Consider the following 15,941-nt stretch of genomic DNA (forward strand, 5'->3'; position numbering starts at 1 on the left):
GGCCAATGCAGCCAGTGACACGATTTAGGGTCAGTGACAGGGTTTCGCGCCCACTGACAGAGTTAACGGATGCGGACAGTTGCAGCCTCATGCGCTGTAAGCCCAATATCCCGAGCGGCAGCATTTTGCTCTAATGTAGTGCAATGGCGAAAGATCGCACCACATTAATGCAATTCGCGGATCGCGAGGCGCAGGACGTGCTCGCACAGTGCGTCACGGCAATGGCGCGGCTCGACACCGAATTGCATTTCACCTGGATGAATCCGGCCCTGGCCGAATTGCTCGGAGCCGGCATGTTGCGCTGGCAGGGCGCATCGCTCGAGGTCATCGAGCCGGGATCTTCCGGCATCGTCGATGCGGCCCGACGGGCGCTCGCCGACCAGCAGGTCGTGGTGCTGCGCCAGGTGGCGGTCCGCAGCAGTGCCGACGCCGACCTGATTGGTGACATCGCTTTCACGCCGCTCGGCGACCAGCACCTGTTGCTCGAGCTGCATCCGCACAGCGCCACCAGCGAGCGCGGATCGCCGCTGCTCTCGGAATCGCTGCGCGGCTTCGCCCATGAGGTCAAGAATCCGCTGGCCGGTGTGCGCGGTGCGGCGCAATTGATCGGTCGCCGGGTCGACACCGACGAGCTGCGCGAACTGGCCGATCTGATTATCGGCGAGAGCGACCGCCTGACCGCACTGGCCGATCGCCTGCTGCGCGCCCGCGGCAAGCCGCGTCTCACGCGCCTCAATCTGCATGAACTGCTCGAACGGGTCGCCCTGCTCATCGCGGCCGAAGCCGAGGCACCGAACGTGCGCCGCGACTACGACCCGAGCTTGCCGCTGGCCATCGGCGACGGCGATCGCCTGTATCAATTGATCCTCAACCTCGCGCGCAACGCGGTCGAGGCCGAGGCGACGACGCTGACGCTGCGCACGCGGGTCGAGTTCGGCGTGCGCCTCAACGAGCGCCTGCGCCGGGTCGTCCTGCGGGTCGACGTGATCGACGACGGCCACGGGGTGCCGGCCGATATCGCCTCAACGTTGTACCAGCCCCTGGTCTCGGGTCGCCCGAACGGCACCGGCCTGGGCCTGGCCCTGGCCCGGGAAATCGCTCATGAGCATGGCGGCGAATTGCGCCACGGCAGCCGGGCCGGCGCGACCACGTTCACCCTGCTGCTGCCACTGGAGCTGTCGCCATGAGCGAATCGCACGTCTGGATCGTCGATGACGATCGCGGTGTTCGCGTGGTCCTGAGCGCGGCGATGCGCGACGCCGGATTGCAGCCGCGCGAGTTCGCCGACGCCGAATCGCTGCTCGAAGCCCTGCAGTCGGATACGCCCGATGTGCTGTTCACCGATGTGCGCATGCCCGGCGCCAGTGGTCTCGAGCTGCTGACCCTGCTCGCCGCGCACACGCCGCGCTTTCCGATCATCGTCATGAGCGCGTTCACCGACGTGGCGACCTCGGCCGCGGCCTACCGCCAGGGCGCCTTCGACTATCTGCCGAAACCGTTTGACCTCGACACCGCCGTGGACATGGCCGAACGCGCGGTCGCGCAGTCTGCGCAGGAAGCCGCACCGGCCCGCAAGGCAGCACCCAGCCCGGAAGCCGAACTGATCGGCAACACCGCCGGCATGCGCGAGCTGTTTCGCGCGATCGGGCGCGTCGCGGCGAGTGGACTCAATGCCCTGGTCACCGGCGAAACCGGCACCGGCAAGGAGCTCGTCGCGCGCGCATTGCATCGCGAGAGTCCGCGTTCGAACGAGGTATTCGTGGCCCTCAACACCGCGGCCATTCCTTCCGAATTGCTCGAATCCGAACTGTTCGGCCACGAAGCCGGCGCCTTCACCGGCGCCACCCGGCGTCACGCCGGGCGTTTCGAGCAGGCCGATGGCGGCACGCTGTTCCTCGACGAGATCGGCGACATGCCGCTGGCCCTGCAGACCCGGTTGCTGCGCGTGCTCGCCGCCGGCGAGTTCTATCGGGTCGGCGGACGAGAGCTGATCCGGGCCGACGTGCGCGTGATCGCGGCAACCCATCAGGACCTCGAAGCCAAGGTGGCCAGCGGCGAATTCCGCGCCGACCTGCTGCATCGCCTCGATGTGTTGCGCTTGCGCGTGCCCCCGCTGCGCGAGCGGCGCGAGGACATCCCGCGCCTGGCCGAACACTTCCTGGCCCAGGCCAGCGTCGAGGCCGGCCTCGAGCCTAAACGCTTCGCCAGCGCTGCGCTCGGCGCGCTGCGCGAATACGCCTGGCCGGGCAATGTGCGCCAGCTCGAAAACGTCTGCCGACGCCTGGCCGTGCTCGCCAGCGGACGCCAGATCGGCGTCAGTGACCTGCCTGCCGAGCTGCGAACTCATGCACCCTCGATGCGACCGGCCTGGAGCGCGGCCCTGGCCGACTGGGTCGAGCAGGAGCTGAAAGGCGACGGGGAGAACCTGCATGCGCGCGCCCTGGCCGAGTTCGAGCGCGTCCTCCTCGAGGTTGCGCTCACGGTCAATGACGGTCATCGTCAGAACGCCGCCCGGGCGCTCGGCGTGGGGCGCAACACGCTGACCCGCAAGCTCGGCAGCTCGCGCAAGAGGAAGGACCCATGATCTGGATGTGGAAAGTGCTCAAGGCCGTGTTGTGGCTGGTGGTCGCTGTCGTCGCCCTGTTCCTGCTCAATATCGCCTACTTCCGCTGGCGCGGACCGAGCGAGGCGCAGAAGGCCGCGCTGGCGCGCGTCGAGGCGGGCACGCCGGAACCGGCCGGCCGCAATGCCTTTGCCTGGATGCTGCTGTTCAACAAGGACATCCCGGACGAGGCGATCGAGGCGACGGCGCGGGAGGATGTGAAGTTCGCCCTGGACCACGCCCATCTGGCCAGTGCGATCGACGAAATTCCCTCGTCGCGGCTGCCGAGCCTGGCCGAACCCAAGCCCGATTCGGCCGCGTTGTGCCAGATGCAGGAACCGGGATGTCTGGCCAGGGTCCGCATGGATCCGCAGGCCACGCGCAACGTGCTCACGGCGCACGCGCGGCTGGTCGCGCGTGCCGCGCAACTGGAGGACTTCGACTTTCTGCGCAGCGAATTTCAGCCACTGGCTGGCATGCCGATCGCCTATCGTGCGAGTGCGCAACGCCTGCGCCTGACAGCCCTGGCCCTGGCCCATGTGGATGGCCAGCGTGAGCAAGCCTTGGCCGGGACCTGCCGCAACCTGGCTGCCTGGCGACGCTTCGGCCGCGATAACCCGTCCCTCATCTACAGCATGATCGCCATCAACCAACGCGATGCCGCCCTGCATCTGCTGGCCGAAATGCTGGCGCGGCAGGAACCCGGCGACGCCATTCCCGCCGAATGCCACGCGGCCCTGGCCCCGGTCGCGGCCGACGAGGTGTCATTGTGCGCGCCGATGATCGGCGAGTTCGATTTCATGGAGGCCTCGCTGAAGCAGATGCAACAACCCGAAACCGGCGCCGGGGCGGATCGCGAAACGTCCACGAGTGATGATCGGGCGCTGCTCGCGGATGCCCAATACCGCTACTGGCGGGCCGAGAATGCGACGGCCTGGTGCGCAAGCGCGGCGCAGCAAGCGGCGCTGGAAGATCACCTGCTCGAGCAGACCGAGCCGGCCGTGGGTCCGCTGGAGTGCGCCTCCAATCCGGTTGCCTGCATCCTGATCCGGATCGCAGCGCCGGTGTATCCCGACTATCAGGCCCGCCTGCTCGATGCGGCCGCACATCTGCGCCTGGCCGCTACGCTGCTCTGGCTGAAGGAAGCCGGAGCGGACAAGCGCGAACTGGCGACCCGCTTCGGGCAACGGCCCGACTCGCTGCGCAGCGGTTCGCGGGCCAGCGGCATCAGCGACGACGGCCGCTTGCTCTGGGTCGACAACCTATACCGACAGCGTGGTGAGCGCTTCGAGCTGGAGCTGGCGCCAGCCCCGGAGGCCGCCCCATGAATCCCGCGATCATGGTCCGCGCCGCGACAACGGCCGACATTCCGTTCCTGGTCGAATGCAACGCCGCCATGGCCCTCGAAACCGAGCACAAGACCCTCGACCGCGGCCTACTCGAGCGTGGCACGCGCGCCGTGTTCGAGGAACCGAGGCGCGGCTTTTATCGCGTCGCCGAACGCGCCGGCGAAGCGATCGGCAGCCTGATGGTGACTTACGAATGGAGCGACTGGCGCAACGGCGACTGGTGGTGGATCCAGAGCGTGTACGTGACCCCGCCAGCACGGCGCAGCGGCGTGTTCAGCGCGCTCTATGCCGACGTCGAGCAGCAGGCGCGCGCGGCGCCGGGCGTCGTCGGCCTGCGCCTTTACGTCGAAAACGAGAACACGGTTGCGCTGGCGACCTATGCAGCACTTGGCATGAGTGATGCCGGTTATCGGCTGCTGCAGGCCGGCTTTATCGCCTTTGACAGTTGAGGTCACGCCGCGCCGGTGCTGACGACCGTCACCGGAATGCCAGCCCAGTCGAATGCCCGTGTTGGTGGCGGCGGTCCGCTCAGTGTGCGGCCGTGCGCTCCCGCAAGGACAGCCCATGCGCGCCGAGAATCGCGCGGAACTGGGCGAGCCGGCCCCGATCGGTCGCGTCGGAATACACGTCGCCGGCCTCGTAGTGCAGGGTGCTGCCATCCTCCAGCGTCGCCGTCTGCGCTTGGTCCGGTTCGAGCAGGGCTGCTTCGATCATTTGCCACAACCCGCCAAGTCCCGCGTGTTCATACTGGGCGCAGGCCAGCGCGCACAGATCGAGCGTGGTCAGATGCCGGGCATGCGCGGTCTTGATGCCGAATGCCTCGCCCAGCGCGAGGGCGAGCTCGGCACCGATCAGGCCCTGTTCGAGCAGCTCGCGCTCGAGCCGGGGTGCGACCTCTTCGAGTGCTGCGGTCGGACCCGAGAGCAGCCAAGGCAGGACCAGCATCGGACTGCCGAGCAACGCCCTGTCCGGTTCAAGGTCTGCCGTCGGCAGCCGCCCTTCATGCGCACCCAGGGCAATGACATGCGCGCCTTGCGGACTTCGTGGAAGCCGATCGAGCGCTTCGGCCAGGGCCGCATGCAGGGGCCAGCCCGGCCGCAGCAACTGGGCCTGGTCGTATAGCGCACCGACGAAAACGAAGTCCAGCGAACGGATCGCCGGGATATGCCGGGCCAGGTCGTGCGCCAGCGCATCGGCGAGGATGCTGGCCGTGCCGCGTTCCAGTGCGAGCACCGGAGGCACGCCGGGCGCTTCGCATTCCACGGCAACGAGAGCAAGAAGATTCAGGATACGACTCGGCGCTGGCGGGGACGGGAATCGGAGGCGCGCAGTGTAACATTGCGCAAGGCCTGTTCCCGACCGCACTGGCCCCCGGAAATGGCCGTCTCCCGACCCTGGACGCACTGCATGTGATCGATCTGCTGAAACGCAATGGCGCGGACCTGATCAACCTGTTTGTGCTGCCGATCCTCATTGCCCTGTTGCCGTGGCGGATCGGTTTCGCCGTGCTCCGGTTCATGGCGAGGCATGATCGTAGCCACAACGCCGCGATCGAGCAGGCGTGGCTGGCCGCCGCTCCACACTGCCCCGGGGAAGACGCGGCAAACTGGAAATGGCGGTTTCGATTGCTGCGCTTGCTCGAACGCGTCGATACCTGGCTGGTCTTCCTGCGTTCCTCGCGCTGGTGGGCGCGGCATATCGACCGTGACGGCGAGTGGCCGCGCGAGCGGGGCCCGTTCGTCATGCTCACCTATCACTGGGGCGGTGGCCAATGGATCTGGCGGCAATTGCAGGAGCAGGGCATGCCGGCCCATTTCATCGCCCGGCGCGCGCATGCCAATGATCTCGGTGCCGGTCGGGTTGCCCTCTGGTATGCCCGTGTCCGCGAATGGGGAATCACGCGCCATGGCAATCGGGACATCATATTCACTGGCGGCAGCCGTCGTCGCATCGACGAAGTGATGGGCGCTGGCGGCAGCGTGGTCGGCATGATGGATCTGCCGCCCGCTGCCCACCAGAAGACCATCGAACAGCCCCTGCTCGACGGCGTCGTGCGGATTCCCCTGGGCCTGGCGAACCTGGCGGCCGAGGTCGCCGCGAGCGTATTGCTGTTTCATTGTTCGTTCGATATCGGCACTGGCCGACGCAAGCTGAAGTTGCTCACGCTGCCTGCCGGATGCCCGGCCGAGGAGATCGGCAGACAATACCTCGCGGAGCTGGATCGCTGCCTTCGACGCGAATCTGCGTTCTGGCAACTATGGCCGACCGCGCCGCTGATGTTCGTCGCGATGCCATCGCGATCGGTCAGTGGGGGGCCGCCCGCGGGGCCCGCCTGATTCTCGAATTCAGTCGAGATGCAGCCCTTTGTAGAGCGTGCTATGCGGTGGTCGCACCGCGGCACCGGCTTCGGCTTGCGCCGTGTAGTAGTAGAGCGCAATCGACTGGCGGTGGACCGTGGCGGATTTCCAGTGGTTCGGATGACCATGGAAACTGTCCGAGCGCGTAGAAAAGATCACGGCGCGGTTGAACAGCGGCTCGACGATTCGCTGGCAAGCCTTGGCCTGGCGATCCCACAGCTCAAGTTCGCCACCGAGGGCGCTGGTCCAGTCCGGGGTCAGGTAGATCAGAACATTCAAACGTCGATGTGCCTGCAAGCGTTCGTGCCAGTTGAAATCGGCGTGGATGCCGAGATGTCCGCCTTGGCGGGTCAGGTGGATTCCGCCGCCGACCATGTGCGGATCGGGTAGCAGATGGCCGATGCCGGTCAGCTTCTCGAGAAAGTCGACGAAGGGGCCGGAATTCAGATCGTGTAGCGCCGAACGCAAGGCCTGCGGGAAACGCTGCTCGTGCGAGCAACCCATTTTGACTTCGAAATGCTCGGCGCCAAAATAGTCCCAGCCGATGTCATCCTCGGGTCGAGGGAAACAAGTGCTGAGTTCCTTCGCGCACTCCGGCCGCAGGAAATCATCGATTACCGCATGAGGGTAGGGTGTCGCCGATCGGTACGTGTCCGCCTGCATGGCCGATAGCTGCTGCAGGCGGACGGGGTCAAATACGTAAGACATGCAATGCGGCACCGACGGCGTAGGCGTTGCATAATAGCAGCGGATTCCAGGCAACCCCAGGTGAGGTTCGACGTGACTGCGATCAAGCGTGTCGGTGTGATCGGTGGCGTGCGCATTCCGTTCTGTCGCAACAATACCGCCTATGCCGACATCGGCAACTTCGGCATGTCGGTCAAGACCCTGGGTGCACTCGTCGAACGCTACGGGCTGCATGGCGTCGAACTCGGCGAAGTCGCTTTCGGTGCGGTCATCAAGCATGCGTCGGAGTGGAATCTCGCCCGCGAGGCGACGCTCTCCTCGGGCCTCGCGCCGACCACGCCGGGCATCACCACGGCGCGCGCCTGCGGCACCGGGCTCGACAACGCGATCCTGATCGCCAACAAGATCGCCTGCGGCCAGATCGAGGCCGGCATCGGCGGCGGTAGCGATACCACCAGCGACGTGCCGATCGTCTACGGCCGCGCCCTGCAGCAGCGCCTGCTCGCGGTCAACCGGGCCAGGAAGCCGGTCGACAAGGTCAAGGCCGCGCTCAAGGGTTTTTCCTTCGGTGAGCTGGCGCCTTCATTCCCCGGCGTGGCCGAGCCGCGCACCGGCAAGTCGATGGGCGACCACTGCGAGCTGATGGCGCGCGAATGGAAGATCTCGCGTGAGGACCAGGACAAGCTGGCCTGGGAAAGCCACCAGAAAGCGGCCGCTGCCTACGAGCGCGGATTCTTCAAGGACCTCGTCGTGCCGTTCCGCGGCCTCGACCGCGACAACATCCTGCGTCCCGACACGACCCTCGAGAAACTGGCCAGCCTGAAACCGGCCTTTGACCGCACCTCGGGCCACGGCACCCTGACCGCGGGCAACTCGACGCCGCTCAGCGATGGCGCCTCGGCGGTACTGCTCGGCAGCGAGGCATGGGCCAGGGAGCGTGGCCTGCAGATCCAGGCCTGGATCACCCATTCCGAAGTGGCCGCGGTCGACTTCGTGCATGGCGAGGGCCTGCTGATGGCGCCCACCGTGGCGGTGCCGCGCATGCTCGATGCCGCCGGCATCAGCCTGCAGGATTTCGATTTCTACGAAATCCACGAGGCGTTCGCGGCGCAGGTCCTGTGCACGTTGCGGGCCTGGGAGTCCGAGGACTACTGCAAGAACCGTCTCGGCCGCAAGAAGGCACTCGGATCGATCGATCCGGCCAAGATGAACGTCAATGGCTCCAGCCTCGCGCTCGGCCATCCGTTCGCCGCCACCGGTGCGCGCATCGTCGCCACGCTGGCCAAGCTGCTCGAGCAAAAGGGTTCCGGACGTGGACTCATTTCGATCTGCACCGCCGGCGGCATGGGCGTGACCGCGATACTGGAGCGCTGAAAAAGTACGGTTGCCGGAGCGCGTCCGCAGCGGGCGGCAACCCAGGGAAGCAACAACAGGGGGAGGGGAACATGGAAAACCGCAAGCATGCCTTGGTCCTGACCGGCGAGTTGCTGCCGGGATTCGAGGCCGCTGGCACCTGGCCCGAGATCGCGAAGTATTTCCGCATCGACGATGCGCGCCTGAAATCCGACGTGCTTGCGCGCGTGCCCATGACGATCAAGGAATCCGATGACCTCGGCGATCTCGAGAAGCGCCGGGCGTCACTGACCGGACTCGGCGCGGCCAGCGAGATCCACGTGCTCGGCGGGAAGAGTTGTTTCGCGCTGGTCGACAACGTGCCGCGCGGACCGCTGCCGCGCAGCTACATCGAGCAGCGCGTGCGCAGTGGCGCCTGGCCGGCCAATACCCGGGTCGCCGCGGTCGGCAGCACCGACTGGCGCCCGCTGGACGCCGAACCCGTGTCAGCCGCCACGCCGATACCCGCACCTGCGGCCATGCCCGGTCCGGCCCAGGACGATGCGATGGATGAAGCCGATACGGTCGCGGCGAAGATCGCGCGCGTCGCCGACAGCGTCGCCGGCCGCCTCAATGTGCCACGGGTGTTGCCGGCCGGAGCGGCGATCCATGCCGGATTCTGGCGCCGCTGCGCGGCCTACCTGATCGACGGCCTGATCCTGTTCGTGCCGGGTCTGGTCCTGATGCTGATCCCGATCCTCGGCATCATCCTCTACTTCGTCGGTCGCTGGCTCTACTTCGCGATGATGGAGAGCTCCGAGTCGCAGGCCACGCTCGGCAAGCGCGCAATGGGCCTGATCGTCACCGACGGCAAGGGCCAGCGGTTGGGCTTCGGCCAGGCCAGCGGCCGCTATTTTGCCGGCGCGGTCTCCTACGTCACGTTCTATATCGGCTATGCGCTGGCCGGCTGGACCCAGCGCAAGCAGGCCCTGCATGACCTGATTGCCGATACCTGCGTGGTCTTCGACACGGTCAGGCCCGGCGAGGAACTGCCGACCGTGCGGCCGCCGATGCCGTGGTATGGCTGGGCCGCCAATTGCCTGCTGCTGGCGATCTTCCCGATCGCGATCCTGGCTGCGATCGCCATTCCGGCCTACAACGACTATCTGGTTCGCGCCAAGACGGCCACGGCGATGATCGAGATCCCCTCGGCCAAGGCCGAGGTCATCGCGGCACTCGCTGCGGGCGGCGGTTGTCCCGGTGAAGTGCGCGAGAGCAGCGATGCGATGGTCGAATCGATCAGTTTTTCCGGGACGGCGCCGAACTGCGTGATCACCCTGACCTTCGCCAGCGACAGCGATGTGCCGGCCAGCGTGCGCGCCCAGGCGGTGGAGCTGGCCTACGCCGAGGACGGCACCTGGACCTGCTCGTCGCCGATCGCCTCCAAGTACCTGCCAGCCGAATGCCGCTGACCGGCGCGAACACATCCGCCAGCGAGTCGCGGCGCGTGCATATCCGCAGGCTGGCGGCGATACTGGGCAAACTGCCGGGCAGCGAGCGCACTCGCCGCCCTTGACCACGAACTGACTTCAAACGGGGAAGGGAACGATGGAACCCATCAAGCATGCCTTGGTCCTGACCGGGGACGTATTGCCGGGATTCGACGCGGCCAAAGTCTGGCCGGCGCTGGCGGCGTATTTCCGCATGGAGCCCGAGCGGCTCAAGGCGGAACTGCTGTCCAGGGCGCCGATTTCGATCAAGGAAAGCGATGACCTGACCAAGCTGCGCAACCTGCAGGACGGCGCTTCCGCCATCGGCGCGGTGACCGATCTGCAATCCATGGGCGGTGGCGAGAACGTCTTCGTGCTCGTCGACGGCACGCCGCGCGGCCCGGTGCCGCACGCCTACGTCGAAGGGCGTGTGCGCAGCGGCGCCTGGCCCTCGAGCATCAGCGTCGCCGTGGTCGGCAGCTCGGACTGGCGCCCGTTCCTGGTGCCGGCTACGCCAGCTACCGAGGTCGACCAGCAGGCCACCGTCGCCTTCAATACCCTGAGCCCGGAAATGGCACCGGCGCGATCGGCGCCCACCCCGGCCGCCGCGCCGGAAATGCGCATGTCCGCCGCCGCACCCGCAGCCACCCCGGCGGCCCCCGCCGGTCCGCCGATGGCGGCCGGCGCGATGCTGCCCGAGGGCGGCATCGTGCATGCCGGCTTCTGGAGGCGCTTCGCCGCGTACAGCCTCGATTCGCTCATCCTCACGATTCCGTTCCTGCTCGTGTTCGGTCTGCTCGCCTACCTGAGCTTCCGCGCCGCAATGTCGGGTGAGGGCCCGGGCGGCCTGATCCTGCTGTTCTATTTCCTCGCCTATGTCGGCGCCATTGTCGGCTCCTGGCTGTATTTCGCGAAATTCGAGAGCGGCGCGAACCAGGCCACCCCGGGCAAGCGGATCATGGGGATCAAGGTCACCAACACCAGCGGCGAGCGCATCACCTTCGGCCGCGCCACCGGTCGCTTCTTCGGCAAGATCGTCACCGGAATCATTCCGTTCGGCATCGGCTGGATGCTGGCCGGCTGGACCGGGCGCAAGCAGGCCCTGCACGACATGATGGCCACCACCTGCGTCGTCTTCCGCGGAGTCGAGCCGGGCCGGCCGATGCCGACCGTGCGCCCGAAGATGCCGTGGTACGGCTGGGTGCTCAACTCGCTGCCCATCCTCGCGGCCCTCATCATGTTCGCAAGCTGGGGCTACATCATGAGCCAGTTGATCGGCATGGGATCGCGGGGCGTGGACATGTCCGACACCCAGATGCCCGACATGGGCTCGTCCGATACCTCGACCATGTCCAGCAGCAGCTCGGGCGTCGACGAGGCGGAACGCGAGGCCGTGCGCGCCGGCCTGACCTCGGTGTTCATGGATGCGACCGCGGCGCAGACCGAAGTCGCGGCCATCGCCGACGGTGGCAGCGACTGCCCGGCCGAAGACCGGACATCGAACAACACCTGGATCGAGTCGATCCAGCTCGGCGGCATCTCGCCCGAGTGCACCGTCACCGTGCGCCTGTCGTCCTCGTCCGACATTCCGTTCGCGGCGCGCATCGAGCGCATCGAGTGGACCTACCAGGGGGGCGGCAACTGGCGCTGCGAATCGAGCATGGCCGCCGACCTGCTGCCGTTCAGCTGCAACTGACCGCGCCAGGGCTGACCGCGCCACGGCGCAAGCGAAAAAGGCAGCCCTCGGGCTGCCTTTTTCATGGTCGCGGAAGAACTCGGGTCGACGCGATCAGCGCGTCCTGAACAGGGTCGGTGCCCACGTGCTGCCGCTGCCGTAGCCCTCGCGGCGACGGCTACGCATGGCTTCATGCGCTTCCAGGCGACGCGTTTCCAGCCAGTCCACACGCTGCGTCTTCAGGCTGACCGGGTCCACGCCGCGACGGGCCGCTTCCTGGTTGCGATAGAGCACGAAATCGCCGTAGGAATCGATCTCGGGCTTCAGCTCGCGCACGCACAGCTCGATCATGATGGCGTCGTCGAGGAACCCGATTACCGGCACGTTGTCCGGGATGATGTCCTGCGGATCGGCGAAGTAGGCCAGGCAGGAAAGGACCCGCTTGCGGTCTTCCTCGGGCAGGCCGTAGCCCTCGTCGACCACCAGCTGCAGCATCTGGTCGAGCTTGTCGAGGCGGTCCTTGATGAAATCGGGAATCTTGGTCGTCGGCACGTCGACCAGCAGTTTCGATGCCGCATCGACGATCTGCTGCGCGCTGAGGCCGGCCGCCTTGACCTGGGCACGCTGCATGGCCTCGATAAAGTGGTCGAGGTCGTCGTCGCCGAGTTGAATCGTGATGTCCAGGGACATGGGTGCCACTCCGGGGAAAATACCAGCGCTGAGACTAGACGGCGCATTGGGGCGCGTCAATCGGCGCGCGGGGCGGAAGCGGCCCGGAGTGCTGTCGTTGCCTACAAAATGCCCACCGCGCTGGCGCCGAAGGCGGTGACGATGCGCGTATAGATGGTCTTCAGTGGCAGGTCGACCTCGGGGAAGTCGCCGACGGCCGTGTAGCAGTCGTAAAAATGCGGGTCGTCCTGCGGCAGCGGCGCGCAGTCCGGATTGAGCTCGTAACTGGTGGCGTAGCGGAACGGCCAGAAGTCGAACAGCGGCAGCGCGGCCGAGAAATCGGCGATCGCGTTGTTGATGCGGTGGAGCAGGTTGGTGCGCGGGCGCTTGGCGATGGTCCAGGAGTTCTGCGGTTCGATGTCGCGCAGGATCGCCGAACCGACCGCCTCGGCCACGGCCTTGTCGTCGATGATGAAGCCCGACTCGGTGTTGTAGTTGTCGGAACGCGGATCGAAGTTGTGCGATCCGATCATGGTCAGGCGATCGTCGATCACGATCGACTTGGCATGCATGCCGACGCGCACGCCATTGGAGGTCAGGGGTGCCTTGCCGTAGCGCTGGTAACCGTCGCCGTTGCCGTCGCCACCGAGCAATGCATAGTCGGCGAACAGGGCCTCGGCATCGCCCGGGAACGGCTTGAATTCGTAGATGCGGAAGCCGAGCTTGAGGTAGCGCTTCTTCCACTTGTGTGACAGGGCGTAGACATAGAAGGCGTCGGTTGCGGCCAGCGAGTTGGTCGATACGATGATGTCGGGTGAATCCTCGCGGTCGCGCAGCTGGCGAAAGACGCGCCGAGCCGGCTTGCTGATGACGAGGTAGGGCGTCTGCAGGATGATCCGCCCCTGCGCCGCGGCGATCAGGCCGGAAATTCGCTCGCTGAGCTGCTGGTTGCTGTCGGAACCCCGCTCCTGCTTGTTCGGTTGATCGGAGAAGTAGTCGACATGGCCGACCGGCAATGCCTGGTCGATGAAGCGGCGTTCGATCTCGGCCAGGTTGCCTGCATGCGCGCGCAGGGCGCCGACCCGCATCGGATCGACTGCGCGCTCGGCCTCGGGCAGGGGCAGCGCGTCGCCGGCTTCCGCGACCAGGCGCCGGTTGACATCGTTCAGCCGGGTCAGCGGCGCGGCCCGCTTGTAGTTCCAGAAGGTATCGAACGACGCCTGCATTTCCTGCCCCGCATCAGGGCCGGTGACGAGCACGTCGCGATCGCGGTAATCGAACTCGTGGTCCCAGTCGAAGTAGCGATTTTCGTAGTTGCGCCCGCCGGCGATGCCGAATTCGCCGTCGACCAGGAACAACTTGTTGTGCATGCGCTGGTTGAAGCGCGTAAAACAGCAGACGATGCTGACCGCGAATTCGAGCGGCTGGGTCACGGCCTTGTGGAAGGTCGGATTGTAGATGCGCACTTCGAAGTTGCGGTGGATGACGGCGAGCCGGGCCAGCAGCTCGGTGTCCTCGAGCGAAAACAGCTGGTCCGCCAGAACGCGCACGCGCACACCGCGCCGCGCTGCGGCCAGCAGCTCGTCGAGAATCAATCGCCCGGCATCGTCGTTGACCCAGATGAAGGTCTGGATGTCGATGCTGTGTCGCGCCGCGCGAATCAGGTGCACGCGCAGCAACAAGGAGTCCTCGCCCTGTTCGAGCACGTTGACATAGTGCAGCGGTCGCTCGGGGGTGCTGCCCGAGCGCGATGCTTCGGCCAGGCGTCGAAAGGGCGATTCGATCGCGCAGTGGTCGCTGCGCGCGCAGGTCAGGGCCTGCGGCTGTGCGCTCGCGACGATGCGGTCGGCCTGGCGCGCGAGCTGGCGATTGACGCCGCAGCCGGACAGCAGGATCGCGCACAGCGCCAGCAAGAGCCGACGCCCAGCTGGACTGCGCGGACTCATTGCGGCGGGCGCGTCATCGGTTCAGGGGCGCGCGCGGCGGGCGCCACGATACGGACACTGAAACTCAGCTCGACCTTGTCCGACAGCGAGGCGCGCCGGGTGGTCATGCCGAATTCGCTGCGCCGGACCGTGCCGTCGGCCATCACGTCGCAGTCGATCGCAGGGCGGTCGCAGGTCGAGGGCTGAACCTGGAACAGCACCGACTGCTCGATGCCGCGCATGGTCAGCACGCCCGGCAGATCGCCACCGCCATGCAGGCGGGAGATCGGAAAGGAATCGGAGTGGAATCGGATTTCGGGATACCGCTCGACATCGAAGAACTCGGCTGACTTGACCCAGTTTTCGTAGGCGCTGCGACGCATCGTGACGCCGTCGGCATCGATCCTTGCATCGACGCGGGCCTGGCTGCTGAAGTGATCGACCACGACTTCGCCGCGCAACCCGCCGAACTGGCCGTCGACCGGAATCATCCAGAACACCTTGACGCTGAACTGTGCGCTGGAGCGCTTGCTGTCGAATTGCAGGGTTTCCATGCGCGGCGGTTCGGCGCCGGGCGCTGTCGTCGCCAACGTCATCATCGCGATCAGACAGCCCGGCAAGAACAGTGCCGCCACCATGGTCCGGCCGATCAGGGCCACCAGAAATGACGAAGGCTGGCGGCGCCGGGTTCGATTGCAGCGTCGCCATCGAGATGCATCCAGGCAATGGCCCCGGGCGGCATGCCGCGGCCGTGATCGGAAGCGCCGTCGGTGAGCAGGGCGACCAGGGTTTCCAGTCCCGGATTGTGGCCGACCAGCAGCACGCAGTCGGCACTGTCTTGTTCTTCGAGGACCTGGATCAGCGCTGCCGGCGTGGCTTCATAGATGCGCGCATCGACCTGCGAGTCGACATCGTCGCCGAATTCGGCCAGTACGCGCGACGCGGTTTCTCGGGTCCGCGTCGATGGCGAGAACAGCACCACGTCGGGTTCCGCGCCGTGCGCCTTGAGCCAGGCCGCAGCCATTTCGGCTTCACGAACCCCGCCACCGGTCAATGGCCGCGATTCGTCGGTCTGCCCGTCGGCCGGGGGCTCCGCGTGGGCGTGTCGCAACAGGATGATCTGACGAACCGACATGGCGACTCCTTGGCTGGAACCTGCATCATGCCGCAACGCCGCCGGATTTCCCAAGCCGCGACGTTCAGCCCTGCTTCTTCAGCCAGCGCAGGAGCTTCTCCCAGTCTTCCTGGTGCGAGCGCACGATCTCGGAGTGGTAGTCGAAAATGCTCTTGCCGAGGCCATTCAGCAACGAATAGGCCTGGGTGTCGCGCAGCTGGGCAACGAGCGGAAAGGGGAATCCCTTGATCTCGCCGAGAGCCATCTGGGTTGCATTGGTCCACGGCCGGGTCCGGTTGGCGACCAGACCGACGGCGACCTTGCCCTTCTTGATGCGCGGAAGTGCGGCCAGATCGGCGAGGAAAGGCGCGCTGGCCTCGAGGTCGATCACCGACGGCAGCACAGGAACGACGATCGCATCGATATCGTCGAGGAATTCAGCGATCTCGCTGGCCCGGATGCCGGCTCCGGAATCGATGATGACGCGCTCGGCGTCATCCGGGATGCGCTGTTGCCAGCCCTTGCGGGTGGCGTCGATCGGCAGCACGGCCGATTCGAGGGTGGCGCGCTTCTCGCACCAGCGGCTGCTCGAGGCCTGCCGGTCGGCATCGGCGAGAACGGTCGCCTTGCCCTTGAGCGCGGAATGCGCCGCCAGGTTCGAGGCAATCGTGGACTTGCCACAGCCACCCTTGGAACTCGCCACCAGGACTTTCAGCATCACGGCCTCCGTCGGTCAGCACA

General features: G+C 66.4%; 15 protein-coding genes. 8 read left to right on the plus strand and 7 right to left on the minus strand.

The window, feature by feature from the left end; translation table 11 throughout:
* Positions 1-167 precede the first annotated feature (167 nt).
* The 4 genes from BM125_RS15645 to BM125_RS15660 are packed head-to-tail and all read left to right on the plus strand — an operon-like array spanning position 168 to position 4,400.
* Positions 168-1,187, plus strand: coding sequence for a two-component system sensor histidine kinase NtrB (locus BM125_RS15645; protein WP_092409674.1), 1,020 nt, complete (start codon positions 168-170; stop codon positions 1,185-1,187).
* The gene (gene ntrC, locus BM125_RS15650; RefSeq protein ID WP_092409676.1) at positions 1,184-2,584 is read left to right on the plus strand and encodes a nitrogen regulation protein NR(I); all 1,401 of its coding nucleotides are present in this window, start codon (positions 1,184-1,186) and stop codon (positions 2,582-2,584) included. The genes BM125_RS15645 and ntrC overlap by 4 nt, the downstream gene beginning before the upstream one ends.
* The gene (locus BM125_RS15655) at positions 2,581-3,930 is read left to right on the plus strand and encodes a hypothetical protein (protein WP_092409678.1); all 1,350 of its coding nucleotides are present in this window, start codon (positions 2,581-2,583) and stop codon (positions 3,928-3,930) included. Before ntrC ends, BM125_RS15655 begins: the two co-directional genes overlap by 4 nt.
* Positions 3,927-4,400, plus strand: a complete 474-nt coding sequence (locus BM125_RS15660) for a GNAT family N-acetyltransferase (RefSeq protein WP_092409680.1) — start codon at positions 3,927-3,929, stop codon at positions 4,398-4,400. Before BM125_RS15655 ends, BM125_RS15660 begins: the two co-directional genes overlap by 4 nt.
* A 79-nt stretch (positions 4,401-4,479) precedes the next feature.
* On the opposite strand, the gene BM125_RS15665 is transcribed toward BM125_RS15660, so the two are convergent.
* Positions 4,480-5,184 carry a hypothetical protein gene (locus BM125_RS15665; RefSeq protein WP_139225060.1) on the minus strand — a complete coding sequence of 235 codons (705 nt, stop codon included), beginning with the start codon at positions 5,182-5,184 and terminating at the stop codon, positions 4,480-4,482.
* A 176-nt stretch (positions 5,185-5,360) separates the two neighbouring features.
* On the opposite strand from BM125_RS15665, the gene BM125_RS15670 reads away from it, so the two are divergent.
* Positions 5,361-6,287 (plus strand): hypothetical protein, encoded by a 927-nt coding sequence (locus BM125_RS15670; protein ID WP_092409684.1) that lies wholly within the window; start codon positions 5,361-5,363, stop codon positions 6,285-6,287.
* Between the two features lie 9 nt (positions 6,288-6,296).
* Here the strand turns inward: BM125_RS15670 and BM125_RS15675 are convergent, their stop codons facing one another.
* Positions 6,297-7,016 carry a 2OG-Fe(II) oxygenase gene (locus BM125_RS15675; RefSeq protein WP_092409686.1) on the minus strand — a complete coding sequence of 240 codons (720 nt, stop codon included), beginning with the start codon at positions 7,014-7,016 and terminating at the stop codon, positions 6,297-6,299.
* Between the two features lie 72 nt (positions 7,017-7,088).
* On the opposite strand from BM125_RS15675, the gene BM125_RS15680 reads away from it, so the two are divergent.
* The 3 genes from BM125_RS15680 (at position 7,089) to BM125_RS20310 (ending at position 11,513) form a co-directional block, all read left to right on the plus strand.
* Entirely contained in the window at positions 7,089-8,369 is a 1,281-nt protein-coding gene (locus BM125_RS15680; protein ID WP_245778948.1) for an acetyl-CoA C-acetyltransferase, read from the plus strand.
* 71 nt (positions 8,370-8,440) lie between these two features.
* Positions 8,441-9,799, plus strand: coding sequence for an RDD family protein (locus BM125_RS15685; RefSeq protein ID WP_092409690.1), 1,359 nt, complete (start codon positions 8,441-8,443; stop codon positions 9,797-9,799).
* A 136-nt stretch (positions 9,800-9,935) separates the two neighbouring features.
* Entirely contained in the window at positions 9,936-11,513 is a 1,578-nt protein-coding gene (locus BM125_RS20310; RefSeq protein ID WP_175498131.1) for an RDD family protein, read from the plus strand.
* A gap of 93 nt (positions 11,514-11,606) precedes the next feature.
* Here BM125_RS20310 and BM125_RS15695 read toward each other — a convergent pair whose 3' ends face one another.
* The 5 genes from BM125_RS15695 to BM125_RS15715 form a co-directional block, all read right to left on the minus strand.
* Positions 11,607-12,182, minus strand: coding sequence for a YkvA family protein (locus BM125_RS15695; protein ID WP_092409692.1), 576 nt, complete (start codon positions 12,180-12,182; stop codon positions 11,607-11,609).
* Between the two features lie 101 nt (positions 12,183-12,283).
* Positions 12,284-14,107, minus strand: coding sequence for a phospholipase D family protein (locus BM125_RS15700; protein ID WP_092409694.1), 1,824 nt, complete (start codon positions 14,105-14,107; stop codon positions 12,284-12,286).
* Positions 14,104-14,745, minus strand: a complete 642-nt coding sequence (locus BM125_RS15705) for a YceI family protein (RefSeq protein WP_092409696.1) — start codon at positions 14,743-14,745, stop codon at positions 14,104-14,106. Before BM125_RS15705 ends, BM125_RS15700 begins: the two co-directional genes overlap by 4 nt.
* The gene (locus tag BM125_RS15710) at positions 14,736-15,221 is read right to left on the minus strand and encodes a SixA phosphatase family protein (RefSeq protein ID WP_092409698.1); all 486 of its coding nucleotides are present in this window, start codon (positions 15,219-15,221) and stop codon (positions 14,736-14,738) included. The genes BM125_RS15705 and BM125_RS15710 overlap by 10 nt, the downstream gene beginning before the upstream one ends.
* Positions 15,222-15,285: 64 nt before the next feature.
* The gene (locus tag BM125_RS15715) at positions 15,286-15,918 is read right to left on the minus strand and encodes a ParA family protein (RefSeq protein ID WP_092409700.1); all 633 of its coding nucleotides are present in this window, start codon (positions 15,916-15,918) and stop codon (positions 15,286-15,288) included.
* Positions 15,919-15,941: the final 23 nt, after the last annotated feature.

This window comes from Dokdonella immobilis (genome assembly GCF_900115085.1).
GTDB lineage: Bacteria > Pseudomonadota > Gammaproteobacteria > Xanthomonadales > Rhodanobacteraceae > Dokdonella > Dokdonella immobilis.